The following is a 26167-nucleotide window of genomic DNA, read 5'->3' on the forward strand; positions in this document are numbered from 1 at the left end:
TTCCTTGACTGCTGACTGGTTGACCAACCAGTGTGGGAGGGTGAGACCCGCGCGCCTGCTCGCTCCCCGTTCGGTCGCCGTCGTCGGCGCTTCGACCCGCCCCGGCTCCTACGGCAATCAGGCGGTCGCCAACCTGGTCACCGCCGGTTTCCCGGGGCCCGTGTACGGGGTGCACCCCACCGCCCGCGAGGTCCACGGCGTGTCGTGCGTGCCCGCCATCGGCGACCTGCCGATCGCCCCGGACGCGCTCGTGATCGCCACCCCGGCGGCCACCGTGCCGGGCCTGCTCCGCGAGGCGGGGGAACGAGGATGTGGCGGCGCGGTCGTACTCGCGGCCGGTTTCGCCGAGATCCCCGAGGGCCGCCCCCTCCAGGACGAGCTCCGCGAGGTCGCCCTCGCCCACGACCTCCCGGTCTGCGGCCCGAACGGGAACGGCGTCGTCTCGGTGGTCGGCCGGGCCCCGATGTGGGGCGACGCCTACCTGCCCAGACGCCCCGGCCCGGTGGCGCTGGTCTCGCAGAGCGGCAACGTGGCGGTCAACGCGCTGCTCAGCAGGCGCGCGCTGCGTCTTCACACCGTCGTCTCCTGCGGCAACCAAGCCGTGCTGAACGCCTCCGACTACCTCGCCGCGCTGGCCGAACTCGACGGGGTGCGCTCGGTCGGGCTCTACCTGGAGACCGAGGACCCCGGCCTCCCGGCCGCTCTCGCCCTGGCGGCCGGACACGGCATCCGCGTGGCCGTGCTGAAGGCGGGCTCCAGTGAGCGGGGCGCCGCCGCCGCCTCCGCCCACACCGGCGCGGTCGCGGGCGACCACCGCGTCCTGAAGGCGCTGGTCGAGGAGGCGGGCGGGGCCTGGGCCCGCAACCCGCACGAACTCCTGGAGCTGGCGAAGGCCCTGAGTCACTCCGGCCGGAGAACCAGGGGAACCGGGGTGCTGGTGGTGACGTGTTCAGGCGGGGACGCGGCCGTCGCCGCCGACGAGGCCGCCCGGCTCCAGGTCCCGCTTCCGGCGCTGGGCGCCGTCACGGTGGAGAGGCTCAAGGGCCTGCTTCCCGGTACGGCCACCGCCGCCAACCCCCTCGACTACACCGCCGTCATCTTCGGCGAGACCCGAAGAACGGCCGACATCATCACCGCGGCGGGCGACGACCCGGCGGTCGGGGTCGTGCTCGCCTACTACGACCGTCCAGAAGAAATGGACGCCGAGCAGACCGAAGCCTGGGACGCCGCCCTCAGCGGGATCACCCACGCGGCGGCGGATCTGGACGTCCCGGTCGTCGTGGCCGCCACGCTGCCCGAACTCATGCCGGAGGCCACCGCCGAACACCTCACCGACCTGGGCGTGGTCCCGGTCGCGGGCCTGACCGAGGGCCTGGTCTGCGCGCACGCCATGACGGCCCGCCCCGACCTGGATCGCCTGCGCGAGCTCGCCGCGTGCGCCCCCCGAAGCCCGGATCGCTGGCTCAGGGAGGTCGAGGGCAAGGCCCTCCTGAAGGCCCACGGCGTCGCCGTCCCCCGGGGCGCGGTGGCGGGAAACGCGGAGGAGGCCGAGGCGCTCCGCAAGGAGCTGGGCACGGTCGTGGTCAAGGTGGACTCCGCCGACGTCCGCCACAAGGCCGCCGAAGGCGGCGTCATCCTGGGCGTCTCCGGCGAACGGGACCTCGAACGGGCGTTGCGGCAGGTCCCGCCGCCCGTCCTGGTCGAGGAGATGGTCCCGCCGGGCGTCGAGGTCATGGTCTCGGTGCGGTACGACGCCATCACGCCGGTGCTCGTCGTCGCCCTCGGCGGGGCCTGGGTGGAGGTCTTCGGCGACGCCGCCGTCATCCCGCTGCCCGTCACGCCGGAACGGGTGGCGGGAGCCGTACGGAAACTGAGAGCCGCCAGGCTCATCCCGGACATCGAGGCACTCGCCCGGACCGCCGTCGCGATCGCCGACATGACCCGTCAGGAGGGCTTCGCGCTGGTCGAGGTCAACCCCGTCATCCTGCGGGGCCGGACCGCGACGGCGGTGGACGCCGTCATCTGCCGAGGGCTCCCTGCAGGTCCATGACGTGGTCCTGGGTCTGCTGGAGCAGGGGGCGCAGCGCCTCGGCCACGTCCGGCAGGCCCAGGGCGATGGCCTGCTCGACCCGTTCCCGGTAGCGGACCAGCTGGGTCTCCTCCAGTTCGAGGTCCAGCCGCAGCGCGGCGGCGCCGTCGGGGGTGTCGGGGATGTGCGGGACCTTCACCGAGGGGACGCCGCCGAGGAAGTCGATCTGTTCCGCCAGCGCGCTGGCGTGTTCGAGTTCCTGCGACAGGTGGGCGCGCATCTCTTCGACGATGGGCTGGTATTCGGCGCCCTTGATGGTCGCCGCGTGCTGGGTGTACTGGACGATCGAGCGGTATTCGCTCTCGAGGTCCTCGTTCAGGAGCGCGATGAATGCCTGTTTGTCCATGCGGCTGCGGCTACCCCGCGATCGCGTTCCGACACCACCCGGGCCAGGCCGCGCAGCTGGGCGATCGAGGTGCGCACGACGTCGACGCTGCTGTCGGGGTCGTCGATCCACCGCACGGACACCTCATGGATGCGCAGGCCGCGCCACTGGGCCTTGAGCAGCAGTTCGGTGTCGAAGAACCAGGCGTCGTCGGTCACGTGCGGGAGTAACTCCCGGGCGACCGGCGCGCGCAGCGCCTTGAAGCCGCACTGGGCGTCGGTGAAACGCGCGCCGAGCGAGCGCAGCAGCCGGTTGTAGGTGCGGGAGATGACCTCCCGCCGGGGGCCGCGCACCACCGAGGCGCCGGGGGCCAGCCGGCTGCCGACCGCGACGTCGCACTCGCCGGCCAGCAGCGGGGTGACGAGCGGCAGGAAGGCGGCCAGGTCGGTGGACAGGTCGACGTCCATGTACGCCACCACGTCGGCCTCGCTCCACGACCACGCCTCCCGCAGGGCCAGGCCCCGGCCCTTGGACTCCAGGCGGATCGTCCGGACGTCGTCGAGCGATCGGGCGATCGACCAGGTGGCGTCGGTCGAGCCGTTGTCGGCCACGGTCACCTGGGCCGGGAAGGGGCACTCGCGCTTGAGGAAGTCGAGCAGCGTGGACACGCTGGAGGCGAGCACCCGTTCCTCGTTGTAGACGGGCAGCACGATCTCGATCACGTGGCGGATCCGGGGAGCCGCACGGTCACCGTCGTGCCGCCCGACGGCCCGCTCGCCAGGCTCACCTCTCCGTCGGCGGCCCTGACCGCCTGGGCGACGATGGCCAGGCCGAGACCCGATCCGGGCAGGCTGCGGGCGGCGGGCGAGCGCCAGAAACGTTCGAAGACGTGCGGGAGCTCCTCGTCGGCGATGCCTGGTCCCTCGTCCCGGACGGTCAGTTCGCCGTCCCGCAAGCGGACGGTCACGGTGCCCCCCTCTGGGCTGAACTTGACCGCATTGTCCAGAATGTTAACGGCCGCGCGCTGCAACCCGCGCACGTCGCCGCACACCCGCCACGGGGACAACACCACGTCGAAGACCAGCCCGGGGCCGCGCCGCCGGGCCCGGTCGACGGCGGCGGCGACCACGTCCTGGAACTCCACGTCGCCCTGGGCCGAGGCGGTCTCCGCGTTGCGCGACAGTTCCAGCAGGTCGGCGATGAGCGAGGACATCTCCTCGAACTGCTCCTTCACGCTGACCAGCAGCAGGCGCTTGCTCTCGGCCTCCAGCGGCCGGCCGGTGTTCTCGCTGCGCAGCAGCAGGTCGATGTTGGTGCGCAGCGAGGTGAGCGGGGTGCGCAGCTCGTGGCCGGCGTCGGAGACGAGCTGCCGCTGGCGGTCGCGCGAGGCGGCCAGCGCGGCGGTCATCGTGTTGAACGCGGCCCCCAGGCGGGCGATCTCGTCCTTGCCGTCGACCGGGATGCGGACCTCCAGGTCCTCCGTCCTGGCCACGTGTTCGACCGCGCCCGTGAGCGAGGCGACGGGGCGCAGGGCCGTACGGGCCAGATAGAGGCCGGTGACGCACGCCCCGAGCACCCCGACGGCGCAGACCCCCGCGAGCACCAGGCCGAGCACCCGGAGCGAGGTGTCCATCTCGCGCGTCGAGCGGAACACGGTCAGCGCGGTGCCGGGCTTGAACCACTCGGTGTAGGCGACCACGGGCGTCTGGTACTTGCCGCGCAGCACGCCGTCGCGCACCACCGGAGGGCCCTTGGCGGCGGTGAGGACGAGTTCGGCGGGCAGCGGGTCGAGCGCCGAGGAGCCCTCCTGGCAGATCGACCCGTCGGCCTTGACGAGCTGCCAGCCGCGCCCCGACGGGTCCCACGGCTGGTCGCGGTAGTCCTGCCCGCACCGCGCCAGCGCCTGGGCCACCTGCACGTCGAGCACGGGGAACTGCTCCAGCGACTCCACCAGCTGGTCGCGCAGCTGGTCGCGGACGATGAGCCAGCTCGCCCCGGCGCAGACGGCGATGGCGACGGCCACCGCCACCGCGATCACGAACGTGACGCGCCGCCGCAGGCTCACGGCGCGGCCCTCAGCACGTAGCCGACCCCGCGCACGGTGTGGATGAGCCGGGGCTCGCCGTCGGCCTCGGTCTTGCGGCGCAGGTACATGACGTAGACGTCCAGGGAGTTGGACGACGGCTCGAAGTCGAAGCCCCACACCGCGCTGAGGATCTGCTCCCGCCCGAGCACCTGCCGGGGATGGGCCAGGAACAGCTCCAGCAGCAGGAACTCGGTCCGGGTCAGGTCGAGCTCGCGCCGGCCGCGCCGCACCTCGCGGGTGGCCGGGTTCATCCGCAGCCCCTCGAAGGCCAGCTCGTCGCCGGCCGGGGCGGCGAGCGCGCTGCGCCGCAGCAGCGCCCGGACGCGGGCCAGCAGCTCGTCGAGCTCGAACGGTTTGACCAGGTAGTCGTCGGCTCCGGCGTCCAGGCCCGAGACGCGGTCGCCGACGGCGTCGCGGGCGGTCAGCATCAGGATCGGCACGTGGTCGCCGGCCGCCCGCAGGCGGCGGCAGGTGGTGAGCCCGTCGAGGCGCGGCATCATGACGTCGAGCAGGACGGCGTCGTAGGGCTCGCGCTGGAGTTCGGCCAGCGCGGCCAGCCCGTCGGAGGCCACCCCGACCCGGTATCCCTCGAACTCCAGGCTGCGCCGCAACGCCTCGCGCAGGGCGGGTTCGTCGTCGACGACCAGGAGCCGGGGTGTTTCGTCCGTCACGTTCACACGGTAACGACCACCTCTGAGAGGACCCTTAACGTCCCAGCACGGCCATCGCCGCGTTGTGGCCGGGGATCCCGCTCACCCCGCCGCCGCGCCGCGCGCCCGCGCCGCACAGCAGCAGCCGTTCGTGGCCGGTCTCCACGCCCCAGCGGCCCCCGCCCTCGGCGTAGGGCCACGACAGGTCCTGGTGGAAGATGTGGCCGCCGGGGAGGGCGGCGTCCTTCTCGAGGTCGAGGGGGGTCTTGGCCTCCAGGCAGCCGGGCAGCAGCACGTCTTCGATGGGCTCGGCCAGCACGGAGTCGATCGAGGCGAGGGTGCGGCGCACCGCCTCCTCCTTGGCCTCCGGGCGGCCGAACAACCGCGCGGGCATGTGCAGGCCGAACAGCGTCATCGTGTGCGCGCCCGACCTGCGCAGGTCGGCGCCGAGGATCGACGGGTCGGTCAGCGAGTGGCAGTAGACCTCGGCGGGCGGCAGCGCGGGGATCTCCCCCGCCGACGCCTGCCGGAAGGCGGCGGCGAGCTGGTCGCGGCTCTCGTTGATGTGGAAGGTGCCGCTGAACGCCTCGCGCGGGTCGACCGAGCGGTCCTTCAGCCTGGGCAGCCGCTTCAGCACCATGTTGATCTTGAGCTGGGCGCCTTCGGGCCGCTCCGGGCTCTCCTCGCCGAGCAGCCGCGCGAGCGTGAAGGGGGGCAGGTTCGCGAGGACCTTCCCGCCGGTCACGGTGTGCTCGCCGCTCTCGTCCCGGTACGTCACCTCGCCGGTCGCCGGGTCGATCGCGACCACCTCGGCGTTGAGCCGGATCTGCGCGCCCGCCTTGACGGCGATGTCGGCGAGCCCGCCCGTGACGGCGCCCATGCCGCCCACCGGGACGTTCCAGTCGCCCGTGCCGTCGCCGACGACGTGGTAGAGGAAACACCGGTTGGCCAGCAGGTCGGCGTCGGGGTCGGCGAACGTGCCGATCAGGGCGTCGGTCAGCACCACCCCGCGCACCACGTCGTCGGCGAACCACTCGTTCACCACCTGGCCGATGGGCCGTTCGAACAGGTCGTCCCACGGCTCGCCGACCACCTCGCGCAGCCGCTCGCGCGGCATCAGCGGCTCGATCAGGGTGGGCGCGATCGCGGTCGCGGCGGCGGCCGTCATGGCGTAGAAGCGCCGCCAGGCGACGATCTCGTGGCCGCTGCCGGTGATGTTCGCGAACGAGGCGGCCGTACGGTCGGCGTCGCCGCCGTCGACCAGCAGCCCGGCGTCGCCGACCGGCGTGTACGACGAGAAGCGCCGCCGCCGCAGGTCGAGCGGCAGCCCGAGGTCGGTCACGACCTTGGAGGGCAGCAGGCTGACGAGGTAGGAGTAGCGCGAGACCCGGGCCTCGACGCCCGGGAACGCCTGGGCCGAGACGGCCAGGCCGCCCACGTGGCCGAACCGCTCCAGCAGGAGCACGCTCTTGCCCGCGCGGGCGAGATAGGCGGCGGCGACCAGGCCGTTGTGGCCGGCCCCGCAGATGACGACGTCGAACATGGTGGGTTCCCCTCGATTCGCGGCCGGTGCGGAGACGCGAAGAGGGCTAGAGACCGGTCTGCCAATGGGGCTGCGGCGGGGACACCATGTCCGCACCTTACATTTGTGAGTGCTCTGGGACCACCTGCGACGTATGGGGATATTTCAAATGATCAAGCGTTCCGAGGAAGTGGCGACCGCGCTCGCGGAGGGCCGTCCGGTGGTGGCACTGGAGTCGACCATCATCTCCCACGGCCTGCCCCAGCCCAGGAACCTCGAAGTGGCCCGTGAGCTCGAAGGACTCGTCAGGGCGGGCGGCGCGGTGCCGGCCACGATCGCGGTGCTCGACGGCGTGCCCCGCGCCGGGCTGACCGACGAGGAGCTGGTGCGGGTCGCCACCGAGCCGGGGCTGCGCAAGCTCGGCTTCCGCGACCTGGCGCCGTGCGCGACGCTCAAGCTGAGCGGCGCGACGACCGTCTCGGCGACCTCGTTCCTGGCCGCGCGGGCGGGCGTCCGGGTGTTCGCCACCGGCGGCCTGGGCGGGGTGCACCGCGGCTACACCTCGGTGCAGGACGAGTCGGCCGACATCGACACGCTGAGCCGCACCCGCATCACCGTCGTCTGCGCCGGCGTGAAGTCGATCCTCGACGTGCCCGCCACCCTGCAGCGCCTCGAGACCCGCCAGGTCACCGTGGTCGGCTACCGCACCGACGCCTTCCCCGGCTTCTACCTGCACACCTCCGGCGAGCCGGTCGACTGGCGCATCGAGTCGGCCGAGGAGGCCGCCGGCATCATGCGCGCCCAGGACGCCCTCGGCGGCCCCGAGACCGCCCTGATCGTCGCCAACCCCGTCCCGGAGGACGAGCAGCTCGACCCCGCCCTGCACGACCGCGTCCTGGCCGAGGCCCTCGCGGCCGCCGAGACCAGCGGAGTGACAGGTCAGGCCATCACCCCCTACTTGCTGGAATACCTGGTCGAGGCCACCCAAGGCGCCTCACTTGCGGCCAACCTCGCGGCAGTACGCGGAAACACCCGCCTCGCGGCGGAAATCGCGTCATCCTGGACGCCGGAGAATTGAGGGACATGAGGGGGCTCTTGGTGATCGGCGATGTCGTGACCGACGTCGTCGCGCTCCATTCGGAGCCGGTGGCCACGGGCACCGACACCGAGGCCGACATCACGCTGCGGCCGGGCGGTTCGGGCGCCAACACCGCCGCGTGGGCCGCCCACCTGGGCGGCGACGCCCGGTTGCTGGCCCGCGTGGGAGCCGACACGGCGGCGTGGCACCTGAACGCGCTGGGCGGCGTCAAATCCCATGTGACCGTCGACCCCGCCCGCCCGACCGCCGTGGTGATCGCCATGGTCGACGACGCGGGCGAGCGGTCGTTCCTCACCAACCGGGGCGCGGCACGGCACCTGGGCCCCGGCGACTGGACCGACGCGCTGCTCGACGGCGTCGGCTGCCTCCACCTGTCCGGCTACCTCATGTGGACGCCGGAGGGGCTGGAACTGGCCCGCATCGCCATGCGGGCCGCGAAGGACGTCGGTGAGGACGTCACCGTCAGCGTCGACCCCGCCTCCACCCGGTTTCTGCGCGAGTTCGGCGCCGAACGATTCATGGCCGAGACGCGGGAGGCGGATGTGATCATCCCCAACCGTGACGAGGCGCTCGCCCTGACGGGGGCCGCCGAGCCCGAGCGGGCGGCCGAACTCCTCGGCGACATCTACAAAACCGCCGTCGTGAAGCTCGGCCCGGCGGGCGCGCTTCTCGCCCAAGACGGGCGTATCGTTGCTCGGGCCGGTGCCGTCTCGGCGGGGCCGGCCGACCGCGTCGACTCCACGGGCGCGGGAGACGCGTTCGCGGCCGGGTTCCTCACGGCACGACTCGCGGGTTCCACCCGTTCCGAATGTCTCGAAGCGGGCTGCCGCGCAGGCCGGCGGGCCGTTGGGCTTGTCGGCGGCCGTCCTCCGGCCGTCAAGAACGCAACAGAGCTTTACCCTATTGACACCAATTGATAGCTTGCGGCGTAAGCTGCACCATTAGCAACAAGCGTCACTCTCGGGAGGGTGCGGTCAAACCGATGGACGCCGAGTCAACGATCTGCCTGAGCGATCTGGTTCCCGCTCTTCGCTGGAGCCGCCCCCAGCAGGTGGCCGAGGTGCTGGGAGACCCACGCCTCCCCGGCGGCTGGTGGGGCTCCGTCGCGCTGGGCCGTGCCCTCGGCACGACCGGAGTTGACTGGGTCTGCGAGCGGCTCGCCCGGCTCGCCGTGACCCATCTCGACCATCTGCCGCTGACCGACTTCATGCCGGCCGTGCAGGTGCACACGGTCGACCGTCAGCTGCCCGGCTGGCCCGACCCCGTCCGCTCGGTGATCATCGGGCTGGGGGGCTGGCAGCGCCTGCGCCGTCTCACCGCGGGCGACCTCGACACCCCGGCGGCGGCGGCGACGCCCGAAGTGGTGCTGACGGCGGTGTTCAAGGAGATCTTCACGCACATCCGCATCGAGATCCCCGCCGAGACCGCCGCCCCGGCCGCCGCGCAGGCGCCGGCTCCGGCGCAGCAGCCGGCCAAGTCGGTGCCGCTGTCGGCCCCGGTTCCGGCCGTCGAGGAGACCGGCATGATGGCCGCGATCCCGGCGATCCCGGCGCGCACCCAGGTCAACGGCGCGAAACCGGCCGTCAACGGCACCCCCGTGGCGCCGGCCCCGACCAAGGAGCCCGAGAAGCCCGCCCCGGTCAACATCGCCGAACACCCGATGGTCGGCCTGGTCGAGCACCTGTTCCGCGAGTGGAACCAGCTGGAGCGCGCGGTCGCCGCGCAGCGCCTGTTCGCCGCCGAGCCGATCAGCCTCCGCACCCTCGCCCACGAGCTCAACGTCGACCGCGAGCTGCTGTCGCAGGCCCAGCGCACCGCCGAGGAGCGGGTGCTGATGTGGCTGCGCTCCCCCGACTCCGCCGCCCTGACGGGTCACCTGTTCGGCCTCACCGAGTGGCTCGGCACCGCCGCCACCCAGGAGCAGCTGATCGGCGCCGACCCGTCCCACCCGATCGAGGTCCCGGCGCTGCGCACGCCCCTGTGGCGGGTCCTGGTGACCCTCATGCCCGACCGCCGGCTGCAGGACGGCTGGCTCGTCGTGGGCGACCTGGGCGGCCTGCGCGACCGCACCCGCCAGCTGCTGTCGGCCCACCCGGCCGACGCCGACGTGATCGAACTGCTCGGCCAGCTCGGCATCCGTTCCCACTCCGCCAAGGCCTGGATGGAAGCCCTGCCGAAGACTCCCGCGAACGCGACGTCCCCCCTCAACGGCGGCGCCCCGGTGGGCGACGCCCCCCTGCCGCGCCGCACCCCCGGCGCCAACGGCCACCCGGCCCGCCCGGCGGGCGTGCCGATACCGAAGATGGCCCACAGCGGCCCCGACCCGGCGACCGCGCTGGCCGCGCTCAACGCCCTCACGGGCGGCGCGCCGCGCCCCCACCTGGTGCCCAGCCCGCGCAGCACGCCGAGCCCGGCGTCCGACCCGCGCCGCTGGCAGCGCATCGACGTCACCAGCGGGCACCTGCGCGGTGAGCCGGTGGCGGTGCCCGAGAACTACGCGGCCCAGCTCGGCATGCGTCCCGGCACCCTGCTGTCGGTGACCGGCCCCGGCGACAACGCCGTGGTGCTGGTGTGGCGCGACCGGCAGCCGGTCTTCGACTCGCTGCAGCCGGTGCTGATGCGGTTGAACGCGCGGCCCGGCGACTCGGTCTACGTGACCGTCGACGGCTACCGGCTCGACGCCCAGCTGACGTCGTAGGCGCTTCCGCCCTAAGGGTTCTTGGGGCGGAGCAGCTTCCGGTAGTAGGTGGCCGACACCTCGTAGCCGGTCGCCTTGTAGAACTCGGCCGCGCGGCGCGTGGCCAGCGCGACGTATCCGGCGTCGCGGCTGCGCGCCCAGAGCTCGAACTCCGCGAGCAGGTGGCGGCCGAGGCCGTGGCGGCGGAAGCCGCTCTCGATGATCGCCTCTTCCACCCACGCGACCCGGCCGTTGGCGAACAGGGTCAGGTGGGTGAAGCCCAGGAGGTAGCCCCGCACGACGCCGTCGACGGTGGCCACCAGCAGCAGCGCCTCCTCGTTCTCGAGGAGCTCGGGGAAGGCGGCGTCGAAGGCGGCCCGCTCTGGTCGGAACGACACGGCGAATTCGCGAGCCAACGCGAAGATCTGCTCCGCGTCGGTCTTTTCTGCTCTGCGAAGCTGGAGATCACCGGACGTCATGAGGCGACTCTAGGATCCGTCCGACCTGCGCGTCCATCACCGGGATGCGGTCGGGCGGCTACTGAGTCCGTCCGAAACATCCGGCTTAAAGGAAGTTTAAGCAGGTGGGAAGTGGTACGTCCGGCCACGTACCACTGGTGGTAATGGTGCCAAACTTTCGCACTTATCCAAGCAGGATCTGGTCGCCCTCGACCTTGATCGGAACCTCGGGAAGCGGCGCCTTGGCGGGGCCGCCCTGGACCGATCCGTCGGCGATCGAGAACTGCGAGTTGTGGCACGGGCACACGATCTTGCCCGCGTCGACGCTCTTGACCTTGCAGCCCTGGTGGGTGCAGACGGGGCTGAAGGCCTTGTAGGTGCCGGCCTCCGGCTGCGTCACCACGGCCTGCTCGGTGATCACGCCGCCGCCGACCGGCACGTCGGCCGTCGCGGCGAGCGCGGCGCCGCCGGCCGCGGGGGCGTCGGTCGTGGCCGGGGGCGCGGACGCGCTGTCGGCCGGAGCCGGTTCGGCGCTGGTGGGGGCCTGTTCTCCGGAACACGCCGCGACCGCGACGCCGACCCCGGCCAGCGCGGCCGTGCCCATGACGCGACGACGAGTGACGTTCAGGTCCACTGTGATGCCCTTCATCTGGGTTACGGGGGTTGTCTCGTACACAGACAACCAGCAGCCGGGAGCGGACCCGCACGCTTGATCGGGTTTCTAAGGATTAATTAATCGTGGTCAGAGCCCTCCGAGGCCCAGTTCACGGGCGATGAGGAGCCGCTGGATCTCGCTCGTGCCCTCACCGATCTCCAGAATCTTGGCATCGCGGTAGAAGCGGCCGACGGGGTACTCGTTCATGAAGCCGTAGCCGCCGAAGATCTGGGTGGCGTCGCGCGCGTTGTCCATCGCGGCGTTCGAGGCGACCAGCTTGGCGATGGCGGCCTCCTTCTTGAACGGCAGGCCGCGCAACATCCGGTCGGCCGCGTGGTAGTAGGCCAGCCGGGCGGTGTGGGCGCGGACCTCCATGTCGGCCACCTTGAACTGCATCGCCTGGTAGTGGCCGATGGGGTGGCCGAAGGCGTGCCGCTCGGCGACGTAGCGCACCGACTCGTCGACGCAGCCCTGGGCCAGGCCGACCGACAGGGCGGCGATGGCGATCCGGCCCTCGTCGAGGGTCTGCAGGAACTGGGCGTAGCCCCGGCCGCGCTCCCCGAGGAGGTTGGCCGCCGGGACCCGGCAGTCGGTGAACGACAACTCCCGGGTGTCGCTGGACGACCACCCGACCTTGGAGTACTTCTCCGACACCCCCAGGCCGGGCGTGCCCGCCGGGACGATGATCGTGGAGATCTCCGGTTTGCCGTCGGCGCGCCGCCCGGTGATGGCGGCGACCCCGATGAAGCCGGTGATCGCGGTGCCGGAGTTGGTGATGAACGCCTTCGACCCGTTGATCACCCACTCGCCGCCGTCGAGGACGGCGGTGGTCCGCATGCCGCCGGGCACGTCGGAGCCGCCGCCGGGCTCGGTCAGCCCGAACGCGCCCAGCAGCTCGCCGGCCGCCAGCTTCGGCAACCACTCGGCCTTCTGCTCGGGGGTGCCGAAGCGGTGCAGCGGCATCGCGCCCAGCGAGACGGCGGCCTCCAGGGTGATCGCGACGCTGGAGTCGGCCCGCGCCAGTTCTTCGAGCGCCAGGCACAGGGCGAAGTAGTCGCCGCCCATGCCGCCGTGCTCCTCGGGGATGGGCAGGCCGAACAGGCCCATCGCGCCCATCTTGCGGACGATGTCGTAGGGGAACTCGCCCTTCTCGTACAGGTCGCCGATGACCGGGGCGACCTCGTCGCGGGCGAACGCCTCGACGGTCTTGCGCAGGTCTTCGTGGTCTTCGGAGAGCATTCTCACTCCTTCGTGAGGGCGCGGACCACCGCGCTGGGGCTGGGGCGGCCGAGCTTCCCGGCGAGCCAGTGGCTGGTGGCGGCCAACTGGTGGAGGTCGACGCCGTGGCGCACGCCGAGGCCGTCGAGCAACCAGACCAGGTCCTCGGTGGCGAGGTTGCCGGTGGCCGACTTGGCGTAGGGGCAGCCGCCGATGCCGCCCGCGCTGGCGTCGATCACGGTGATGCCGTGGCGCAGCGCCTCGACGACGTTGGCCAGCGCCTGGCCGTAGGTGTCGTGGAAGTGGACCGCGAGCGGCCGCTCCCGGGGGAAGGCGTCCAGCAGCGCGCCGACGTGCCCGGCGGTGGCCACGCCGATCGTGTCGCCCAGCGACAACTCGGCGCAGCCGAGGTCGAGCAGCCGGCTGCCGACGTCGACGACCTGGCCGATCGGCACCGGCCCCTCCCAGGGGTCGCCGAAGCACATCGACACGTAGGCGCGGACCGTCAGCCCGTTCTCCCGCGCCCGCCGCACCACCGGGGCGAACATGTCGAACTGGGTCTTCAGCGACCGGTTGAGGTTGCGCTGGGCGAAGGTCTCGGTCGCGCTGCCGAAGATCGCGATCTCGGTGCAGCCGAGTTCGAGCGCGCGGTCGAGCCCGCGCTCGTTCGGCACCAGCACCGGATAACGCACCTGGTCCTTCTTGTGGACGGCCCTCAGCAGCTCCTCGGCGTCGGCGAGCTGCGGCACCCACTTGGGGTGGACGAAGCTGGTCGTCTCGATGACCTTCAGGCCCGCCGCCCCGAGCCGGGCGACGAACTCGGCCTTGACCTCGACCGGCACGATCGTCTTCTCGTTCTGCAGCCCGTCGCGCGGCCCGACCTCGTAGATCGTGACCTCGTCGGGCAGATTCTCGATCTTGTACGTCATTGCGCCGCCTCCACGACCGCGAGCACCTCGTCGAGGGACACCTGCTGCCCCGCCCGCACGCGGAGGCTGACGGTCCCGCCGATGGGCGCCGTGACCGTGTGCTCCATCTTCATGGCCTCCACGATCAGCAGCGGCTGCCCCTCGGTCACCCGGTCGCCCTGCGCCGCCTTCACCACCAGGACGGTGCCCGGCATGGGACTGCGCACCGCGCCGTCACCCGCCTGGGCTGCGGCCGACCGCTCCTCGATCGGCTCATGCCTGGTGATCTTGTACGTCCGCCCTTCGGCGTGCAGCCACAGGGTGTCGCCGTCGCGGGCGGACGTGAACCGCCGGGTCACCCCGTCGTCTTCGGGCGCCTCGACGATCTCGCCGCCGACCTCCAGCAGCGCGACCGGCGGCCGGTGCCGGCCCAGCCGCCAGCCGTCGGGCACGTCCCACGGGTCGTCGGAGGCCGCCACCGGCGCGAACAGGCGCGCGGCCTCGGCGAGGACGTGCCCGGGGACCTCCGGCTCGGCCGGATCGAGCTCGCGCTCGACGAGCCCGGTGTCGAGCGCCCCCTGCCGGACCTTGTCGTTGCGCAGCAACCTCTGCAGGAAGGCCAGATTGGTGGTCACCCCGAGGATGACCGTGTCTCTCAGCGCGGTCTCCAGCCGGGCCAGCGCCTCGGTCCGCGTGGGGGCCCACGCGACGGCCTTGGCCAGCATGGGGTCGTAGCCGGTGCCGACCACCACGCCCTCGGCGATGCCCGAGTCGAACCGCACGTCGGGCGTCTCATAGCGAAGGATCGTGCCCGTGCTCGGGAGGAAACCCCGGGCCGGGTCTTCGGCGTAGACGCGGGCCTCGACGGCGTGCCCGTCGAGGCGCACGTCGTCCTGGGTGAGCGGCAGCGGCTCCCCCGCCGCGACCCGGAGCTGGAGCTCGACCAGGTCGAGACCGGTGACGAGTTCGGTCACCGGGTGTTCGACCTGGAGGCGGGTGTTCATCTCCATGAAGAAGAACTCGCCGGTCGTGCCGTGGACGATGAACTCGATGGTGCCCGCGTTGACGTAGCCGACGCTGCGCGCCGCCTCCACGGCCGCCGCGCCCATCTTGGCGCGGGTGGCCTCGTCGAGCAGCGGCGAGGGGGCCTCCTCGATGATCTTCTGGTGCCGGCGCTGCAGGCTGCACTCGCGTTCGCCCAGGTGGACGATGGCGCCGTGGGCGTCGGCCAGCACCTGGATCTCGATGTGGCGGGGGCTCTCGACGTACCGCTCGATGAGAAGGGTGTCGTCGCCGAAGGCGGCGAGCGCGGTGCGCGCGGCCGAGGCCAGCGCGTCGGGCAGCTCCTCCTTGGTGCGCACCAGCACCATGCCCTTGCCCCCGCCGCCGGCCGACGGCTTGATCAGCGCGGGGAAGTCACGGAAGTCGGCCAGGTTCGCCGACGCGCCCGGCACGACCGGGACACCCGCGGCGGCGACCGTCTCCTTGGCCCGGATCTTGTCGCCCATCGCCTCGATCGCGGCGGCGGGCGGGCCGACGAACACGATGCCGTGGTCGGCGCACACCTGCGAGAAGCGGGTGTTCTCGGAGAGGAAACCGTAGCCGGGGTGGACGGCCTGGGCGCCTGTGCGGCGGGCCGCCTCGACCACTTCGGAGGCGTCGAGGTAGCTCCCGATCTTCACCGCCAGGTCGGCGTGAACGGCATGGGCGGTGTCGCCCTCGGTGTGCACGGCCACCGACCGGATGCCCAGACGGCGCAGCGTCCGGAAGACCCGGAGGGCGATCTCGCCCCGGTTGGCGACCAGAACGGTGTCGAACATGGGCCTCACATCCGGAAGACGCCGTAGCCGACCGGCTCCAGCGGCGCGTTCGCGCAGGCCCCGAGGGCCAGGCCGAGGACGGTCCGGGTGTCGGCGGGGTCGATGACGCCGTCGTCCCACAGGCGCGCGGTCGAGTAGTAGGGGTTGCCCTGCGATTCGTACTGGGCCCGGATCGCCTCGGGATCGGCGTCGCCGACCATCGACAACACGGTCGCGGCCTGTTCGCCGCCCATGACCGAGATGCGGGCGTTCGGCCACATCCACAGGAAGCGCGGCGAGTAGGCCCGCCCGGCCATCGCGTAGTTGCCGGCCCCGAACGAGCCGCCGACGACCACGGTCAGCTTCGGCACCCGCGCGCAGGCCACGGCGGTGACCATCTTCGCGCCATGCTTGGCGATGCCGCCCTGCTCGTACGCCTTGCCGACCATGAACCCGCTGATGTTCTGCAGGAACACGAGCGGGATCTCGCGCCGGTCGCAGAGCTCGATGAAGTGGGCGCCCTTGAGCGCCGACTCGGCGAACAGGATGCCGTTGTTGGCCACGATCCCCACCGGATGACCGTGGATGCGGGCGAACCCGGTGACGAGGGTCGGGCCGTACTCCTGCTTGAACTCCAGGAACCGGCTGCCGTCGGCGATGCGGGCGATGACCTCGCGCACGTCATAGGGGGTGCGCGGGTCGGGCGGCACCAGGCCGTAGAGCTCGTGGACGTCGTACTTCGGCGCCTCGCTCTCGGTGCGCCGCCACGCCTTCGTCGCGGGTGCGAAGGTGGCCACGATGTCGCGGACGATGCGCAGCGCGTGGGCGTCGTCGTCGGCCAGGTGGTCGGTGACCCCGCTGATCCGCGAGTGCACCTCTCCCCCGCCCAGCTCCTCGGCGGTCACCTCCTCGCCCGTGGCGGCCTTCACCAGGGGCGGCCCGCCGAGGAAGATCGTGCCCTGGTTGCGGACGATCACCGCCTCGTCGCTCATCGCCGGGACGTAGGCGCCCCCGGCCGTGCACGACCCGAGGACCGCCGCGACCTGCGGGATGCCCTTCGCGGACATGGTCGCCTGGTTGTAGAAGATGCGGCCGAAGTGCTCCCGGTCGGGGAAGACCTCATCCTGCTTCGGCAGGAACGCGCCGCCGGAGTCGACCAGGTAGACGCACGGCAGCCGGTTGTCGAGGGCGACCTCCTGTGCGCGCAGGTGCTTCTTGACGGTCATCGGATAGTAGGTGCCGCCCTTGACCGTCGCGTCGTTGGCGACGACCACGACCTCGCGCCCGCTGACCCTGCCGACGCCGGTGATGATGCCCGCCGCCGGGGCGTCGTCGCCGTAGAGCCCCGTCGCCGCGAGCGGCGAAAGCTCCAGGAACCGCGCGCCCGGGTCGAGCAGCGTGTCGACCCGGTCTCTGGGGAGGAGCTTGCCGCGCTCGACGTGCCGGACCCGCGACCGCTCGGGCCCGCCCTTGGCGGCCGTGTCGAGCCGCTCGCGCAACTCGGCGACGAGCCGCTCGTTGACCTCGGCGTTCTTCTTGTACGACGCCCCGCCCGGATCACCCGAACTGGACAGCACCGGCCACACCTGTCGGCCACCTCCTTCGCATTCTCCGCGCCTCACGTTAGTCGCCATTAACATTGACGTCTACCATGGGGGCTTGTGACCACACCTACCCGGAACAGGCGGGCCGAGATCCTCGACGCCGCGGCGGCCCTCTTCGCCGAGCGCGGCTTCCACGGGGTCTCCATCGAGGAGATCGGCGCGGCCGTTGGGGTGTCGGGGCCGGCCCTCTATCGCCACTTCCGGGGCAAGGAGGCGCTGCTGACCGAGATCCTGCTCGACATCTCGGGCCGGCTCTCGTCCGCCGGTGCCACCGCCGCCGCGCTGGATCCCGCCGAGGCGCTGAACGTGCTGCTCAGAGGGCACATCGAGTTCGCTCTTGGGCATCCCGAGCTGATCCGCGTGCACGAGCGGGAGCTGCACAACGTGCCCGAGGCCGACCGGCGGGCCGTCAGACGGCTCCAGCGGCTCTACGTCGAGGAGTGGGTCGGGGTGGTGCGCGACCTCCATCCGGGGTGCGCGGCGGCCCGGGTGCGGGCCGCGGTGCACGCCGTGTTCGGGCTGCTGAACTCGACGCCCCGGAGCGTCGGAGAGCTGGGGCGGGCCGAGATGGCGGCCGTGCTGGAGGCCATGGCCCTGGCGTCGTTGCGGGCTGCTGTTAGCGGCCGTTAACGTGCGCCGGGCCAACGCCTTTACAAAGTAGATTTCTTACGTGCGGGTCACGAAGTCGGCCAGCATCCGCACCCGGTCGGCGTGCTTGTCGTGGGCGATGATGATGGGCGGCTCGTTGTAGGCCATCGCGTCGGACGACCTTCGCAGCTTCACGTACTGGCCGCAGGCGTCGATGGCGTAGGGCTCCATGTCGTCCTGGAGCGCGCCGATCACGGTGATGCCGTAGGTCTCGCCGATGCGCCGGAACAGCGCGACCGCCTCGCGGCGGTGCTCCTTGCCGAGGTTGCGGCCGAGCTCGTCGAGGACCAGCGTCAGGTGCTTGCCGCCGCTCGACGCGATGGCCGCCGCGCAGACCAGCTTGACCGCCTTCTCGTCCATCAGCGCCGTGTTGGCCCGGCGGTTGTAGGGCACGTAGCCCTGCCCCTCGCCGCGTTTCCACTTCGGCACCACCCGCCACGACCAGCGCTGCTCCGGGTCGGCCGGGGCCGCGGGGACGGGGAAGTCGAGAGCCGCGCCGTAGCCGCCGTAGCCGGTGTCGAGCCGGTCGAACTCCTCGGCCACCCGGGTCAGGCGGGCCCGGATCGCCTCGGTGAGGGTCGCGCGGTGCACGGCCGTCGACTGGGCGGCCTCCTCGGCGCCCCGGGTGGCGGCGGCCAGGTCGCGGCGGCGGGTGGTGATCTGGCTCTCGATCTGGCGGCGCTGGTGGCGTTCGTACTCCTCCTGGGCGCGCAGATAGGAGCCGAGCGCGTTGCACACCGCCTGGAAGGTGGCCAGTTCCTCGGCCGCGCGGCCGTCCTTGCGGGCGGCGATGAGGTAGACGAGCTCCTCGGGCATCTCGTCGCCGTCGTCGAAGGTGCCGCGCAGGGCGGCGTCGAGGTGGCGTTCGGCGGCCCGCCACCACTCGTCGGCGGTCAGCTCGTCGGCGGCGAGCCACTCCTGCGCGCCCTCGACGGTGCCGCCCCAGTCTCTGACCAGCTGGTCGAGCCCGAGCCCGGTTCGCTGGGCCTCGATGCGGGCGGCGCCGGCGCGGGCCTCGTCGCGGCGCGCGGTCAGGGCGTGCCGGCGGCCCTCCAGGCGGTCGGCCTCGACGTCACGGGTGCGGGCCCGGAAGTCGAGCGCGCCGACCTGCTCCTCGGCGGCGTCGAGCGCCGGGGTGAGCTCCCCGGCGGCGGCGGTCAACTCGGTGAGGCGCTCGCGCTGGGCGTCGAGCCGGGTGGCGAGCTCCGCCAGCCGGTCGGCGGCCTCGGCCCCTTCGACCCGGCGCTCGGCCGCGGCCACGCCGTCTTCGGCCCTCCGCACGGCCGACGCGGCGGCCTCCTGCGCGGCGACGGCCCGCTCGACCCGCTTGGCGGCGGCCTTGACGCGGGCGTCCCGCCCGGTGACCTGCGCCTCGGCGATCCCGACCACGGCCACCCCGGACGAGGAGACCACGACGGAACCGGGGAAGGCGGCCAGAGCCTTCGTGGCGGCGTCCATGCCGGCGGCGTCGACCACCACGGCGTCGCGCGCGCCTTCGGTGACGCCGGCCTGCTCCGCCACGTCGAGGGCGTCGAGGAGGCCGGCGCCGGGGATGCCCGCCAGGCCCAGCGCGGTGAGCTGGGCGGCGGCCGGGCCGTTCTCGGCGTCGCGCAGGGCGGCTTGGGCGGTCTCGTGTTCGCGGTCGGCGACGCCCAGGGCCTTGAGCGCCTCGGCGTGGACCGTGCGGGCCTCGGCCAGTTCGGCGCGGGCCTGGGACGGATCGCGGCCGTCGGCCCTGCGGCGCTGTTCCTCCAGGGCCGGGATCTGGGTGCGGAGCTGGTCGGCGGTGTTCTGGGCAACCGCGCGTTCGGCCTCGACGCGGGCGGCGCTCGCCTGGGTGGCGGCCAGTTCGCGGCGGGCGGTGGCCAGCGCGCGGTCGAGGGAGTCGTCGCGCAGGGCCGCGATCTCGGCCTTGACCTCGGCGATGGCCCCTTCGGCCGTCTCGGCGGCGGCGTCGAACTCGGCGCGTTGCGCGGCCAGGGCGCCCTCGGCCTCGGCGGCGTCGGCGACCCGGCGGGCCAGGCGGCCGCGCCAGTGTTTCAGGGCGTCGGCCAGGCGTTCGCGGGCCTTGTCGCGGCGGTCGAAGGCGGCCAGCAGGTGGCGCGACTCGTCTTCGAAGTCGGCCAGGCGGCGCTGGGCGTCTTCGGCCCTGACGCGTTTGGCGTGTTCGTCGCGGCGGGCCTCGCGTTCCTGGTCGAGCTCGGCGTCGAGGCCGGTCAGGGCGGCGATGGCCTCGAAGATGCGGTCGGGCGAGATCTCGTTGAGGGGCTGGGAGAGCAGGTTGGTGGCGACCTTGCTGCGTACCGACGTGGAGAGGAACGACACGCACCGGACCCGGTCGCCATAGAGCACGCGGGTCAGGTCGCGCGCGACGACGTCGCGCCGCCCCGCGCTCTTGGGCAGCCCCGCCCAGATGACGTCGGCATGGGTGACCCGCTCGGCCTCGGAGGCGGCCGTCGCCAGGTGGACCCCCTCGGCCCACCGCACCTCCAGGTGCGGCGCCTCCTGGTTGACCCGCACCCACACGGTCACCGGCACCCCCGCCGACGGCACGTCGAAGACGCCGACGATGTAACCGTGGTCGGCGCTGGCCCACTGCTGGTCGCCGTGGGCGGCCAGCTCGGCGTTGAACAACAACTCGGAGACGGCCTTCGCCCCCGAGGCGAACCGCCACTGCTCGTCACCGAGCAGCGCCGTGATCGCGGCGATGAACGACGACTTCCCGGCCCCGTTGGAGTCCTTCGGCCCGGCCCCCGCGACGACGACGAGCGTGCCCGGCACGATCGGCACGGTGTGGGTCGAAAGCCGCGAGATGTTCACGGCCTGCACCGCGACCAGCACCCGGTCGCCGACGACGTTGTCCTGCGCCGCCCGAACCGGCCGCACGTCATCGATCGGCACGACGACCTGGAACAACCCGGAGGCCCCCGGCTCCCCCGGCTTGTCTCCGCTCAGATCGACGACCTCAGTCATCCCATGCCCTTCCCGAACCGAACCCGAAGACATCCCTGCGACCCGCACCCGGCACGAGAAGCCCACCTGCCCGCGACCCGCGCCGCCGGCGAGCACTCTCCCTGACCGCCCTGCCGGAAGCTCCACGCGACTGACCGCGGCGCTGCACCAGCTGGAAGACCGAGCACCGTGCTTCCTCGGCCAGAGCCGCCGGCACGTGGCCCTCCAACGGCCAGAACACCGCGCATCATGTTTCCCCGTCCGGCGTCGCCGGCTCGTGGCGGCGGCGTTTGGCCCGGATGGCCACGGCCAGTGGCGTCTGCGGGCCGGCCGCGAGGATGAGTTCCTCCTGCAGCCGCGCCCGCGCCGCCCGGGTCAGCCGGTGGAACTGCGGGCCCGGCACGTAGCCGCCCGCGCCCTCTTCATTGGTCTTCTGCTGGGCGATCAGGCCCGCCTGCCGGAGCGAGCGCAGCGCGGCCTCCAGTTCGCCGATCGGCAGCAGGGTGCGGCGGCGCAGTTCCTCGGTCGCGACCGGATACTGCGACAACCAGGTGTCCTCGCCCAGCAGGCCCTCCGCCCGGGGGATCGCCACCGAGTGGACCAGCACGAGCGCCAGCACCGCGCGCTCGGCCTCGGGCAGGGAGGTGACCCGGTAGGCGTCGGTGTAGCCGGAGATCCACGCGTCGCGCCGCTGCTGCAGCACCCGGCCCCGGCGAGCCAGCATCTCCATCAGCGCCCGCCGCAGCGCCGGGTCGCGCAGCGCGGCGAAGCGCGCCTCGTGGACCGGCTCGGCCGCCGTCTCGACCGCCACGAACGCGGCCACCAGCTCGGCCCGCCGCCGCTCGTCGAACGCCCCGAGCAGGTCGCCGAACTCGTCGGGCCCCTCGTCGCGCGCCTCGACGACGGGCGTCACCTCGCCCGACGGCACGGGCGCGGCGATGCGCCGCATCAGCTCCCGCAGCTGGACGTGGCCGTCGGCGGTCCAGAGCACGCAGCGCGGCCCGAGCCGGAGCGTGCCGAACCCCGAGAGCACGATCCAGCCGGTGTCGTGGAGCCGCCGCAGCGCGCCCACGGCCCAGCTGCGCACCGAGTCGTCGGTGCGGCCGACCATCGTGCGGTAGCAGGCGAGCACGTCGTCGACCGCCGCCCACACCCCCGGCCACGGCTCGGCGTCGAGGTCGGCCCAGCACATGCGCAGGCAGCAGGCCAGCACCCGCCGGGTCTCCCCCGCCCGTTCCACGGGCGCGGCGGCGATCTGGTACTCCTCCAGCAACGAGGGCGACGCCCCGTCGGGCCACACGGGCACCCCGACCTCACCGACCCGGACGAACCCCGGCGGCACCGGCCCACTCAGCGCCACGAGCCCGGACGACCGCGCCTCGGCATGCGCCTCACCCATGGAACCCATCCGTGCGCTCCAGCCGGCCGTGGGACAACCAGCTCGGGTGCCCCGACGGGTCGGCCGACAAGGTGTCGGACCAGGCCAGCCGGTAGGGCGCCTCCGGATGCAGGTCGGCCGAGGCCAGGTCGGCCAGCACGCGGCGAATGGTCGACCAGTCGCCCCGCAGCACCTCCTCCAGCGCCACCGCGTCTCGGTCGCCGAGCAGTGATTCGGCCGTCTCGGTGAACCGGCCGGGGGCGTTCGCCGCCAGGGACGACGACGCGCCCTCGTCGGGCAGGGCCGAGCGTGGGGGCGCGGGACGGACCGGGACCGGGCGGGGGGCCTCGTCGACCGCGCGGACGATCGCGCCCGGGTCGTGCCACGGCGCCGCGGCGTCGAAGACGAAGCCGTCGAGGACGGCGGCGAGGCGTTCTCTGGTGGCCGTCTGGGCGAAGGTGCGCCAGGTCTCGGCCGGGAGCAGGGTCAGGTTGCGGGTGGTGCCGGCCGAGTCGGCCAGGCGGCCGGCGGCGCGGCGGGAGGCGTCGCTGTAGGCGTAGATGGCCGAGCGGAGGTCGGTGCAGACGCGGTCGAGGTCGGGCCAGCGGGTGAGGATCGTGGTGTGCAGGCTCTGGGCCCGGCGGGCGATCTCCTCGGTGCCCCACAACTTGGGGGCCTGTTCGCGCAGTTCCTCGATGGTGCCGGTGGTCAGGGTCACGAGTTCGAGGGCCCACAGGCGGAAGGCGCGGGCCAGCATGTCGGCCGAGCGGCGGGCCTGTTCCATCGTGGTGCGGGGGCCGGCGACCGTGAGGTCTTCGAGGGCGAGCAGGCGGTGCATCTCGCTCTGGCCGCCGTCGTCCATCATGCGGCGGATGAACATCAGGCCGACGACGGAGGTGAACGACGCCCGGTAGCGCAGCTGGTTGGGCTTGGGGAACACCTCGCGGATCGCGCCGAGGCCGCGCAGCACGCGGAGCCGGTTCTCGAACTGCTCGACCGGATGGGCGCGGCACGCGTGGCGCATCTGCTCGTGGGTCAGCCACTCCTCGCCCGCCTCGGCGAACGCCGCGAACAGGGTCTCGGCGATGTCGACCAGGGCGGGGTCGTCGACGACGGCGCCGCTGTCGCGGGCCAGCGCGGCGAACATGCGGCGGTAGGTGACCAGCACCGCCTCGTCGGACAGCGCCGAGTCGAGCGTCTCGGGTAGCACGCGCCCCACCGTAGGGCACCCCTCCGACATTCCGTGTTCCTAGGATCGTTCCGTGAACGATCCATGGCCGAGACGGGCCGCCGCGCAGTTGTTCGACCGGCCCCGCACGACCGTGCCGGAGCTGGTGCGCGCGCTCCTGGCCGTACAGGCGCAGGATTCGAAGGCGGCGGCGCTGGCGCTGCGCGCCCGGGGCACCGGGTTCACCAGAGCGGATGTCGAACAGGCCATCCGGGCCAAGGAGATCGTCCGCGCCTGGGGGCCGCGCGGCACGCTGCACCTGATCGCCGCCGACGACCTGCCCTGGCTGCTCTCCCTCACCCGGCCCTCGACGGCCACCATCGCCCGGCGTCTCACGCAGCTCGGCGTCACCGGCGACGACCTGGCCGGGCGGGTCGAGAAGGCCACCTACGGGCAGGGCCCGCTCACCAAGGCCGAGCTCGGCGAGCGGCTGCGGGCCGAGGGGCAGGCGATCATCCATCTGGCCGCGCTGGCGGCCGAGCGGGGGCGGCTGGTGCTCGGGCCCGACAAGGGCGGCAAGGCGACCTACGTGCACGCCGCCGACTGGCTGGGCGCGCCGATCGCCTTCGAGCCCGATCGGGACAAGGCTCTCAAGGAGCTCGGGACGCGCTACGCACGGGCGCACGCCCCGGCCACGCCCGAGGACCTCGCCTACTGGTCGGGGGTGAGCCTGAAAGAGGCGCGGCGGGCGCATCAGGACGTACCGGAGAAAGAGCCGTGGGAAGGCACCCGGCTGGTGCCCGCCTTCGATGAGTTTCTGCTCGGCTGGAAGGAACGTGCCCCGATGACCGTTCCAACGGCGACGATCGTGCCGGGCGGGGGAATGATCCGCCCGGCCGTTGTCAAGGACGGGAAGATCGTCGCAACGTGGTCGCTCGGTGGAAATGATCGCGAAATTCGAGCCGATGAGGAATTCGCGGACATCGCGAATTTCCTTCACATCACCAGCAAATAGCCGCCGTATCCCAATGCCACCACTGACACCACGAAAAACAGAAACACCCATAATGCGCCGGGGACCCGCGTGAGCCGGGCGAGCTGGTCGGCGTCGGAGTCGGGAGCCCGCCCGCGCCGCCGCTTGCGCTGGAGTTCGAGGATGGGCCGCACCCCGCCGAGCATGAGGAACCAGGCCGCGCCGTAGGCCACCACGCCCTGCACGTCGGGCGTCGCCAGCCACGACACGCAGAACACCGCGCCGCCGACCGCCAGCAGCGAGACCACCCCGAACACGTTCCTGATCAGCAGGAGCATGCAGGTGAGCAGCACGAGCACCAGCCACAGCAGCAGCGTCACGTGCCCGGCGTCGGTCAGCCACGCGGCGCCCAGCCCGACGAGCGAGGGGGCGATGTAGCCGGCCGCCGCCGTCAGCACCATGCCCGGGCCGGTCGGCCGGCCGCGCGTCAGCGTCACCCCCGAGGTGTCGGAGTGGAGCCGGATGCCACGCAGCTTGCGCCGGGTCAGCACCGCCATCAGGGCGTGCCCGCCCTCGTGGGCGATCGTGATCAGGCCGCGCGACAGATGCCAGGTCTGCGGATAGGCCACGATGCCGAAGGCCACGACGCCCGCGACGGCGATCACCCACAGCGGCGGCGCCGGATGGGTGTCGATGAGCTGGTTCCAGAGGGCTTTCAGGGGGCCACCTCCCGAGAGGAAGCCTAGGGGCTTCGGCGCCTCAGAGGATTGATCCGGGTATGGAGGGATAACGTCACTCTGTGGCAAAGCTGCGAATGCGGACCTGGATGAGACGAGACGCCTCCCCCGAGGCGTCGATGGACCCCCGTAAGCCTGAAGACGCGCTGGTCAGACAGAGCGTCATCGACAACGCGATCTATCTGAACGGGCACCGGATCGACTCACCCCTGTCCCTCGCGGGCGCGTTCGCCTCACTGCGCGCCAACCCGGGGTCGATGGCGTGGATAGGCCTCTATCGCCCCGAGGACACCGAACTGCTCAAGGTCGCCGAGGAGTTCGGGCTGCACGACCTCGCCATCGAGGACGCCATCGTGGCCCACCAGCGGCCCAAGGCCGACCGGTACGGCGACACCCTGTTCATGGTGCTGCGGGCGGCCAACTACCTCGACGCCGAGGAGGAGGTCGCCTTCGGCGAGCTGCACATCTTCCTCGGCCCCGACTTCGTGATCACCGTCCGCCACAGCGAGGCCCCCGACCTGTCGCTGGTCCGCAAGCGCATGGAGAACGACCCCGACCTGCTCCGCCAGGGCCCGCAGGCGGTCTTGTACGCCATCCTCGACGCCGTCGTCGACGCCTACGCCCCCGTGGTCGCCGGCCTGCAGAACGACATCGACGAGATCGAGGTGCAGGTCTTCGGCGGCGACCCGGCGGCCCCCCGGCGCATCTACGAGTTGTCGCGCGAGGTCATCGAGTTCCAGCGGGCCACCCTGCCGCTCACCCAGATGCTCGACGGCTTCATCCAGCACGCCCCGAAGTTCGGCGTCGACGAGGAGCTGCAGAGCTACCTGCGCGACGTGGCCGACCACGCGATCACCGTGACCGAGCGGGTGGCCGGGTTCCGGCAGATGCTCCAGGACATCCTGATCGTCAACTCCACCCTGGTCAGCCAGGCCCAGAACGAGGAGATGACCAAGCTCACCGGCGCCAGCATCGCCCAGGGCGACGAGGTCAAGAAGATCTCCGCGTGGGCGGCCATCCTGTTCGCCCCCACCCTGGTCGGCACGATCTACGGGATGAACTTCGACCACATGCCCGAGCTGCACTGGGCGTTCGGCTACCCGTTCGCGGTGCTGCTCATGGGGTGTGTCTGCCTGACGCTGTACGTCGTGTTCAAACGCCGCGACTGGTTGTAAATGCGTCGACACCTCCGACTATCGAGATATATCTTTGAGAATATCT

The 26167-nt window shown here is 72.3% G+C and carries 22 protein-coding genes; 7 read left to right on the forward strand and 15 right to left on the reverse strand.

Annotated features, from left to right (window positions below):
* The first annotated feature begins 40 nt into the window (after window positions 1-40).
* On the forward strand, window positions 41-2050 hold the full coding sequence (locus tag AW271_RS06780) for an acetate--CoA ligase family protein (RefSeq protein WP_062333617.1): 2010 nt from the start codon (window positions 41-43) through the stop codon (window positions 2048-2050).
* On the opposite strand, the gene AW271_RS06785 is transcribed toward AW271_RS06780, so the two are convergent.
* The 5 genes from AW271_RS06785 to AW271_RS06805 are packed head-to-tail and all read right to left on the reverse strand — an operon-like array spanning window position 2019 to window position 6693.
* Window positions 2019-2435, reverse strand: a complete 417-nt coding sequence (locus AW271_RS06785) for a ferritin-like domain-containing protein (protein WP_062333619.1) — start codon at window positions 2433-2435, stop codon at window positions 2019-2021. The two genes, AW271_RS06780 and AW271_RS06785, sit on opposite strands and share 32 nt — an antisense overlap.
* On the reverse strand, window positions 2405-3136 hold the full coding sequence (locus AW271_RS06790) for a dolichyl-phosphate beta-glucosyltransferase (protein ID WP_062333646.1): 732 nt from the start codon (window positions 3134-3136) through the stop codon (window positions 2405-2407). Before AW271_RS06790 ends, AW271_RS06785 begins: the two co-directional genes overlap by 31 nt.
* On the reverse strand, window positions 3133-4479 hold the full coding sequence (locus AW271_RS06795; RefSeq protein WP_062333656.1) for a sensor histidine kinase: 1347 nt from the start codon (window positions 4477-4479) through the stop codon (window positions 3133-3135). Before AW271_RS06795 ends, AW271_RS06790 begins: the two co-directional genes overlap by 4 nt.
* Window positions 4476-5171: a response regulator transcription factor gene (locus tag AW271_RS06800; protein WP_157553944.1), complete on the reverse strand. Its 696-nt coding sequence runs from the start codon at window positions 5169-5171 to the stop codon at window positions 4476-4478. Before AW271_RS06800 ends, AW271_RS06795 begins: the two co-directional genes overlap by 4 nt.
* Before the next feature lie 34 nt (window positions 5172-5205).
* Entirely contained in the window at window positions 5206-6693 is a 1488-nt protein-coding gene (locus AW271_RS06805) for a phytoene desaturase family protein (protein WP_062333661.1), read from the reverse strand.
* A 148-nt stretch (window positions 6694-6841) separates the two neighbouring features.
* Here AW271_RS06805 and AW271_RS06810 point away from each other — a divergent pair, with 148 nt between their 5' ends.
* The 3 genes from AW271_RS06810 to AW271_RS06820 all read left to right on the forward strand — a co-directional run bounded on the left by AW271_RS06810 (window position 6842) and on the right by AW271_RS06820 (window position 10469).
* Window positions 6842-7750, forward strand: a complete 909-nt coding sequence (locus AW271_RS06810) for a pseudouridine-5'-phosphate glycosidase (protein WP_062333663.1) — start codon at window positions 6842-6844, stop codon at window positions 7748-7750.
* A 5-nt stretch (window positions 7751-7755) separates the two neighbouring features.
* The gene (locus AW271_RS06815; RefSeq protein WP_062333665.1) at window positions 7756-8688 is read left to right on the forward strand and encodes a carbohydrate kinase family protein; all 933 of its coding nucleotides are present in this window, start codon (window positions 7756-7758) and stop codon (window positions 8686-8688) included.
* 65 nt (window positions 8689-8753) lie between these two features.
* Complete coding sequence (locus AW271_RS06820) at window positions 8754-10469, forward strand: hypothetical protein (RefSeq protein ID WP_062333667.1); 1716 nt, start codon at window positions 8754-8756, stop codon at window positions 10467-10469.
* An 11-nt stretch (window positions 10470-10480) separates the two neighbouring features.
* Here the strand turns inward: AW271_RS06820 and AW271_RS06825 are convergent, their stop codons facing one another.
* The 6 genes from AW271_RS06825 to AW271_RS06850 all read right to left on the reverse strand — a co-directional run bounded on the left by AW271_RS06825 (window position 10481) and on the right by AW271_RS06850 (window position 17120).
* Window positions 10481-10927, reverse strand: a complete 447-nt coding sequence (locus AW271_RS06825; RefSeq protein WP_062333678.1) for a GNAT family N-acetyltransferase — start codon at window positions 10925-10927, stop codon at window positions 10481-10483.
* 163 nt (window positions 10928-11090) lie between these two features.
* Window positions 11091-11555 (reverse strand): Rieske (2Fe-2S) protein, encoded by a 465-nt coding sequence (locus AW271_RS06830; RefSeq protein WP_062333680.1) that lies wholly within the window; start codon window positions 11553-11555, stop codon window positions 11091-11093.
* A gap of 93 nt (window positions 11556-11648) precedes the next feature.
* A complete protein-coding gene (locus AW271_RS06835; protein ID WP_062333682.1) occupies window positions 11649-12800 on the reverse strand; it encodes an acyl-CoA dehydrogenase family protein in 1152 nt (383 codons plus the stop codon).
* 2 nt (window positions 12801-12802) lie between these two features.
* A complete protein-coding gene (locus AW271_RS06840) occupies window positions 12803-13708 on the reverse strand; it encodes a hydroxymethylglutaryl-CoA lyase (protein WP_062333684.1) in 906 nt (301 codons plus the stop codon).
* On the reverse strand, window positions 13705-15507 hold the full coding sequence (locus tag AW271_RS06845; RefSeq protein ID WP_062333686.1) for an acetyl/propionyl/methylcrotonyl-CoA carboxylase subunit alpha: 1803 nt from the start codon (window positions 15505-15507) through the stop codon (window positions 13705-13707). Before AW271_RS06845 ends, AW271_RS06840 begins: the two co-directional genes overlap by 4 nt.
* A gap of 5 nt (window positions 15508-15512) precedes the next feature.
* Window positions 15513-17120: a carboxyl transferase domain-containing protein gene (locus AW271_RS06850; RefSeq protein ID WP_062333688.1), complete on the reverse strand. Its 1608-nt coding sequence runs from the start codon at window positions 17118-17120 to the stop codon at window positions 15513-15515.
* 27 nt (window positions 17121-17147) lie between these two features.
* Here AW271_RS06850 and AW271_RS06855 point away from each other — a divergent pair, with 27 nt between their 5' ends.
* Window positions 17148-17720, forward strand: coding sequence for an SACE_7040 family transcriptional regulator (locus tag AW271_RS06855; RefSeq protein WP_062333691.1), 573 nt, complete (start codon window positions 17148-17150; stop codon window positions 17718-17720).
* A gap of 36 nt (window positions 17721-17756) precedes the next feature.
* On the opposite strand, the gene AW271_RS06860 is transcribed toward AW271_RS06855, so the two are convergent.
* From AW271_RS06860 to AW271_RS06870, 3 genes are all read right to left on the reverse strand, one after another.
* Window positions 17757-20711, reverse strand: a complete 2955-nt coding sequence (locus tag AW271_RS06860) for a coiled-coil domain-containing protein (protein ID WP_245652965.1) — start codon at window positions 20709-20711, stop codon at window positions 17757-17759.
* Between the two features lie 226 nt (window positions 20712-20937).
* Entirely contained in the window at window positions 20938-22089 is a 1152-nt protein-coding gene (locus AW271_RS42215) for a hypothetical protein (protein ID WP_245652966.1), read from the reverse strand.
* Window positions 22082-23278 carry a hypothetical protein gene (locus AW271_RS06870; RefSeq protein ID WP_245652967.1) on the reverse strand — a complete coding sequence of 399 codons (1197 nt, stop codon included), beginning with the start codon at window positions 23276-23278 and terminating at the stop codon, window positions 22082-22084. The genes AW271_RS42215 and AW271_RS06870 overlap by 8 nt, the downstream gene beginning before the upstream one ends.
* Window positions 23279-23330: 52 nt before the next feature.
* Between AW271_RS06870 and AW271_RS06875 the strand changes: the two genes are divergently transcribed.
* Window positions 23331-24251, forward strand: coding sequence for a winged helix DNA-binding domain-containing protein (locus tag AW271_RS06875; protein WP_083976246.1), 921 nt, complete (start codon window positions 23331-23333; stop codon window positions 24249-24251).
* On the opposite strand, the gene AW271_RS06880 is transcribed toward AW271_RS06875, so the two are convergent.
* On the reverse strand, window positions 24233-24874 hold the full coding sequence (locus AW271_RS06880) for a M50 family metallopeptidase (RefSeq protein WP_245652968.1): 642 nt from the start codon (window positions 24872-24874) through the stop codon (window positions 24233-24235). The two genes, AW271_RS06875 and AW271_RS06880, sit on opposite strands and share 19 nt — an antisense overlap.
* A 134-nt stretch (window positions 24875-25008) precedes the next feature.
* On the opposite strand from AW271_RS06880, the gene AW271_RS06885 reads away from it, so the two are divergent.
* Window positions 25009-26121 (forward strand): magnesium and cobalt transport protein CorA, encoded by a 1113-nt coding sequence (locus AW271_RS06885; RefSeq protein WP_245652969.1) that lies wholly within the window; start codon window positions 25009-25011, stop codon window positions 26119-26121.
* The last annotated feature ends 46 nt before the right edge of the window (window positions 26122-26167 follow it).

Source organism: Herbidospora sakaeratensis (assembly GCF_001570525.1).
Taxonomy (GTDB): domain Bacteria; phylum Actinomycetota; class Actinomycetes; order Streptosporangiales; family Streptosporangiaceae; genus Herbidospora; species Herbidospora sakaeratensis.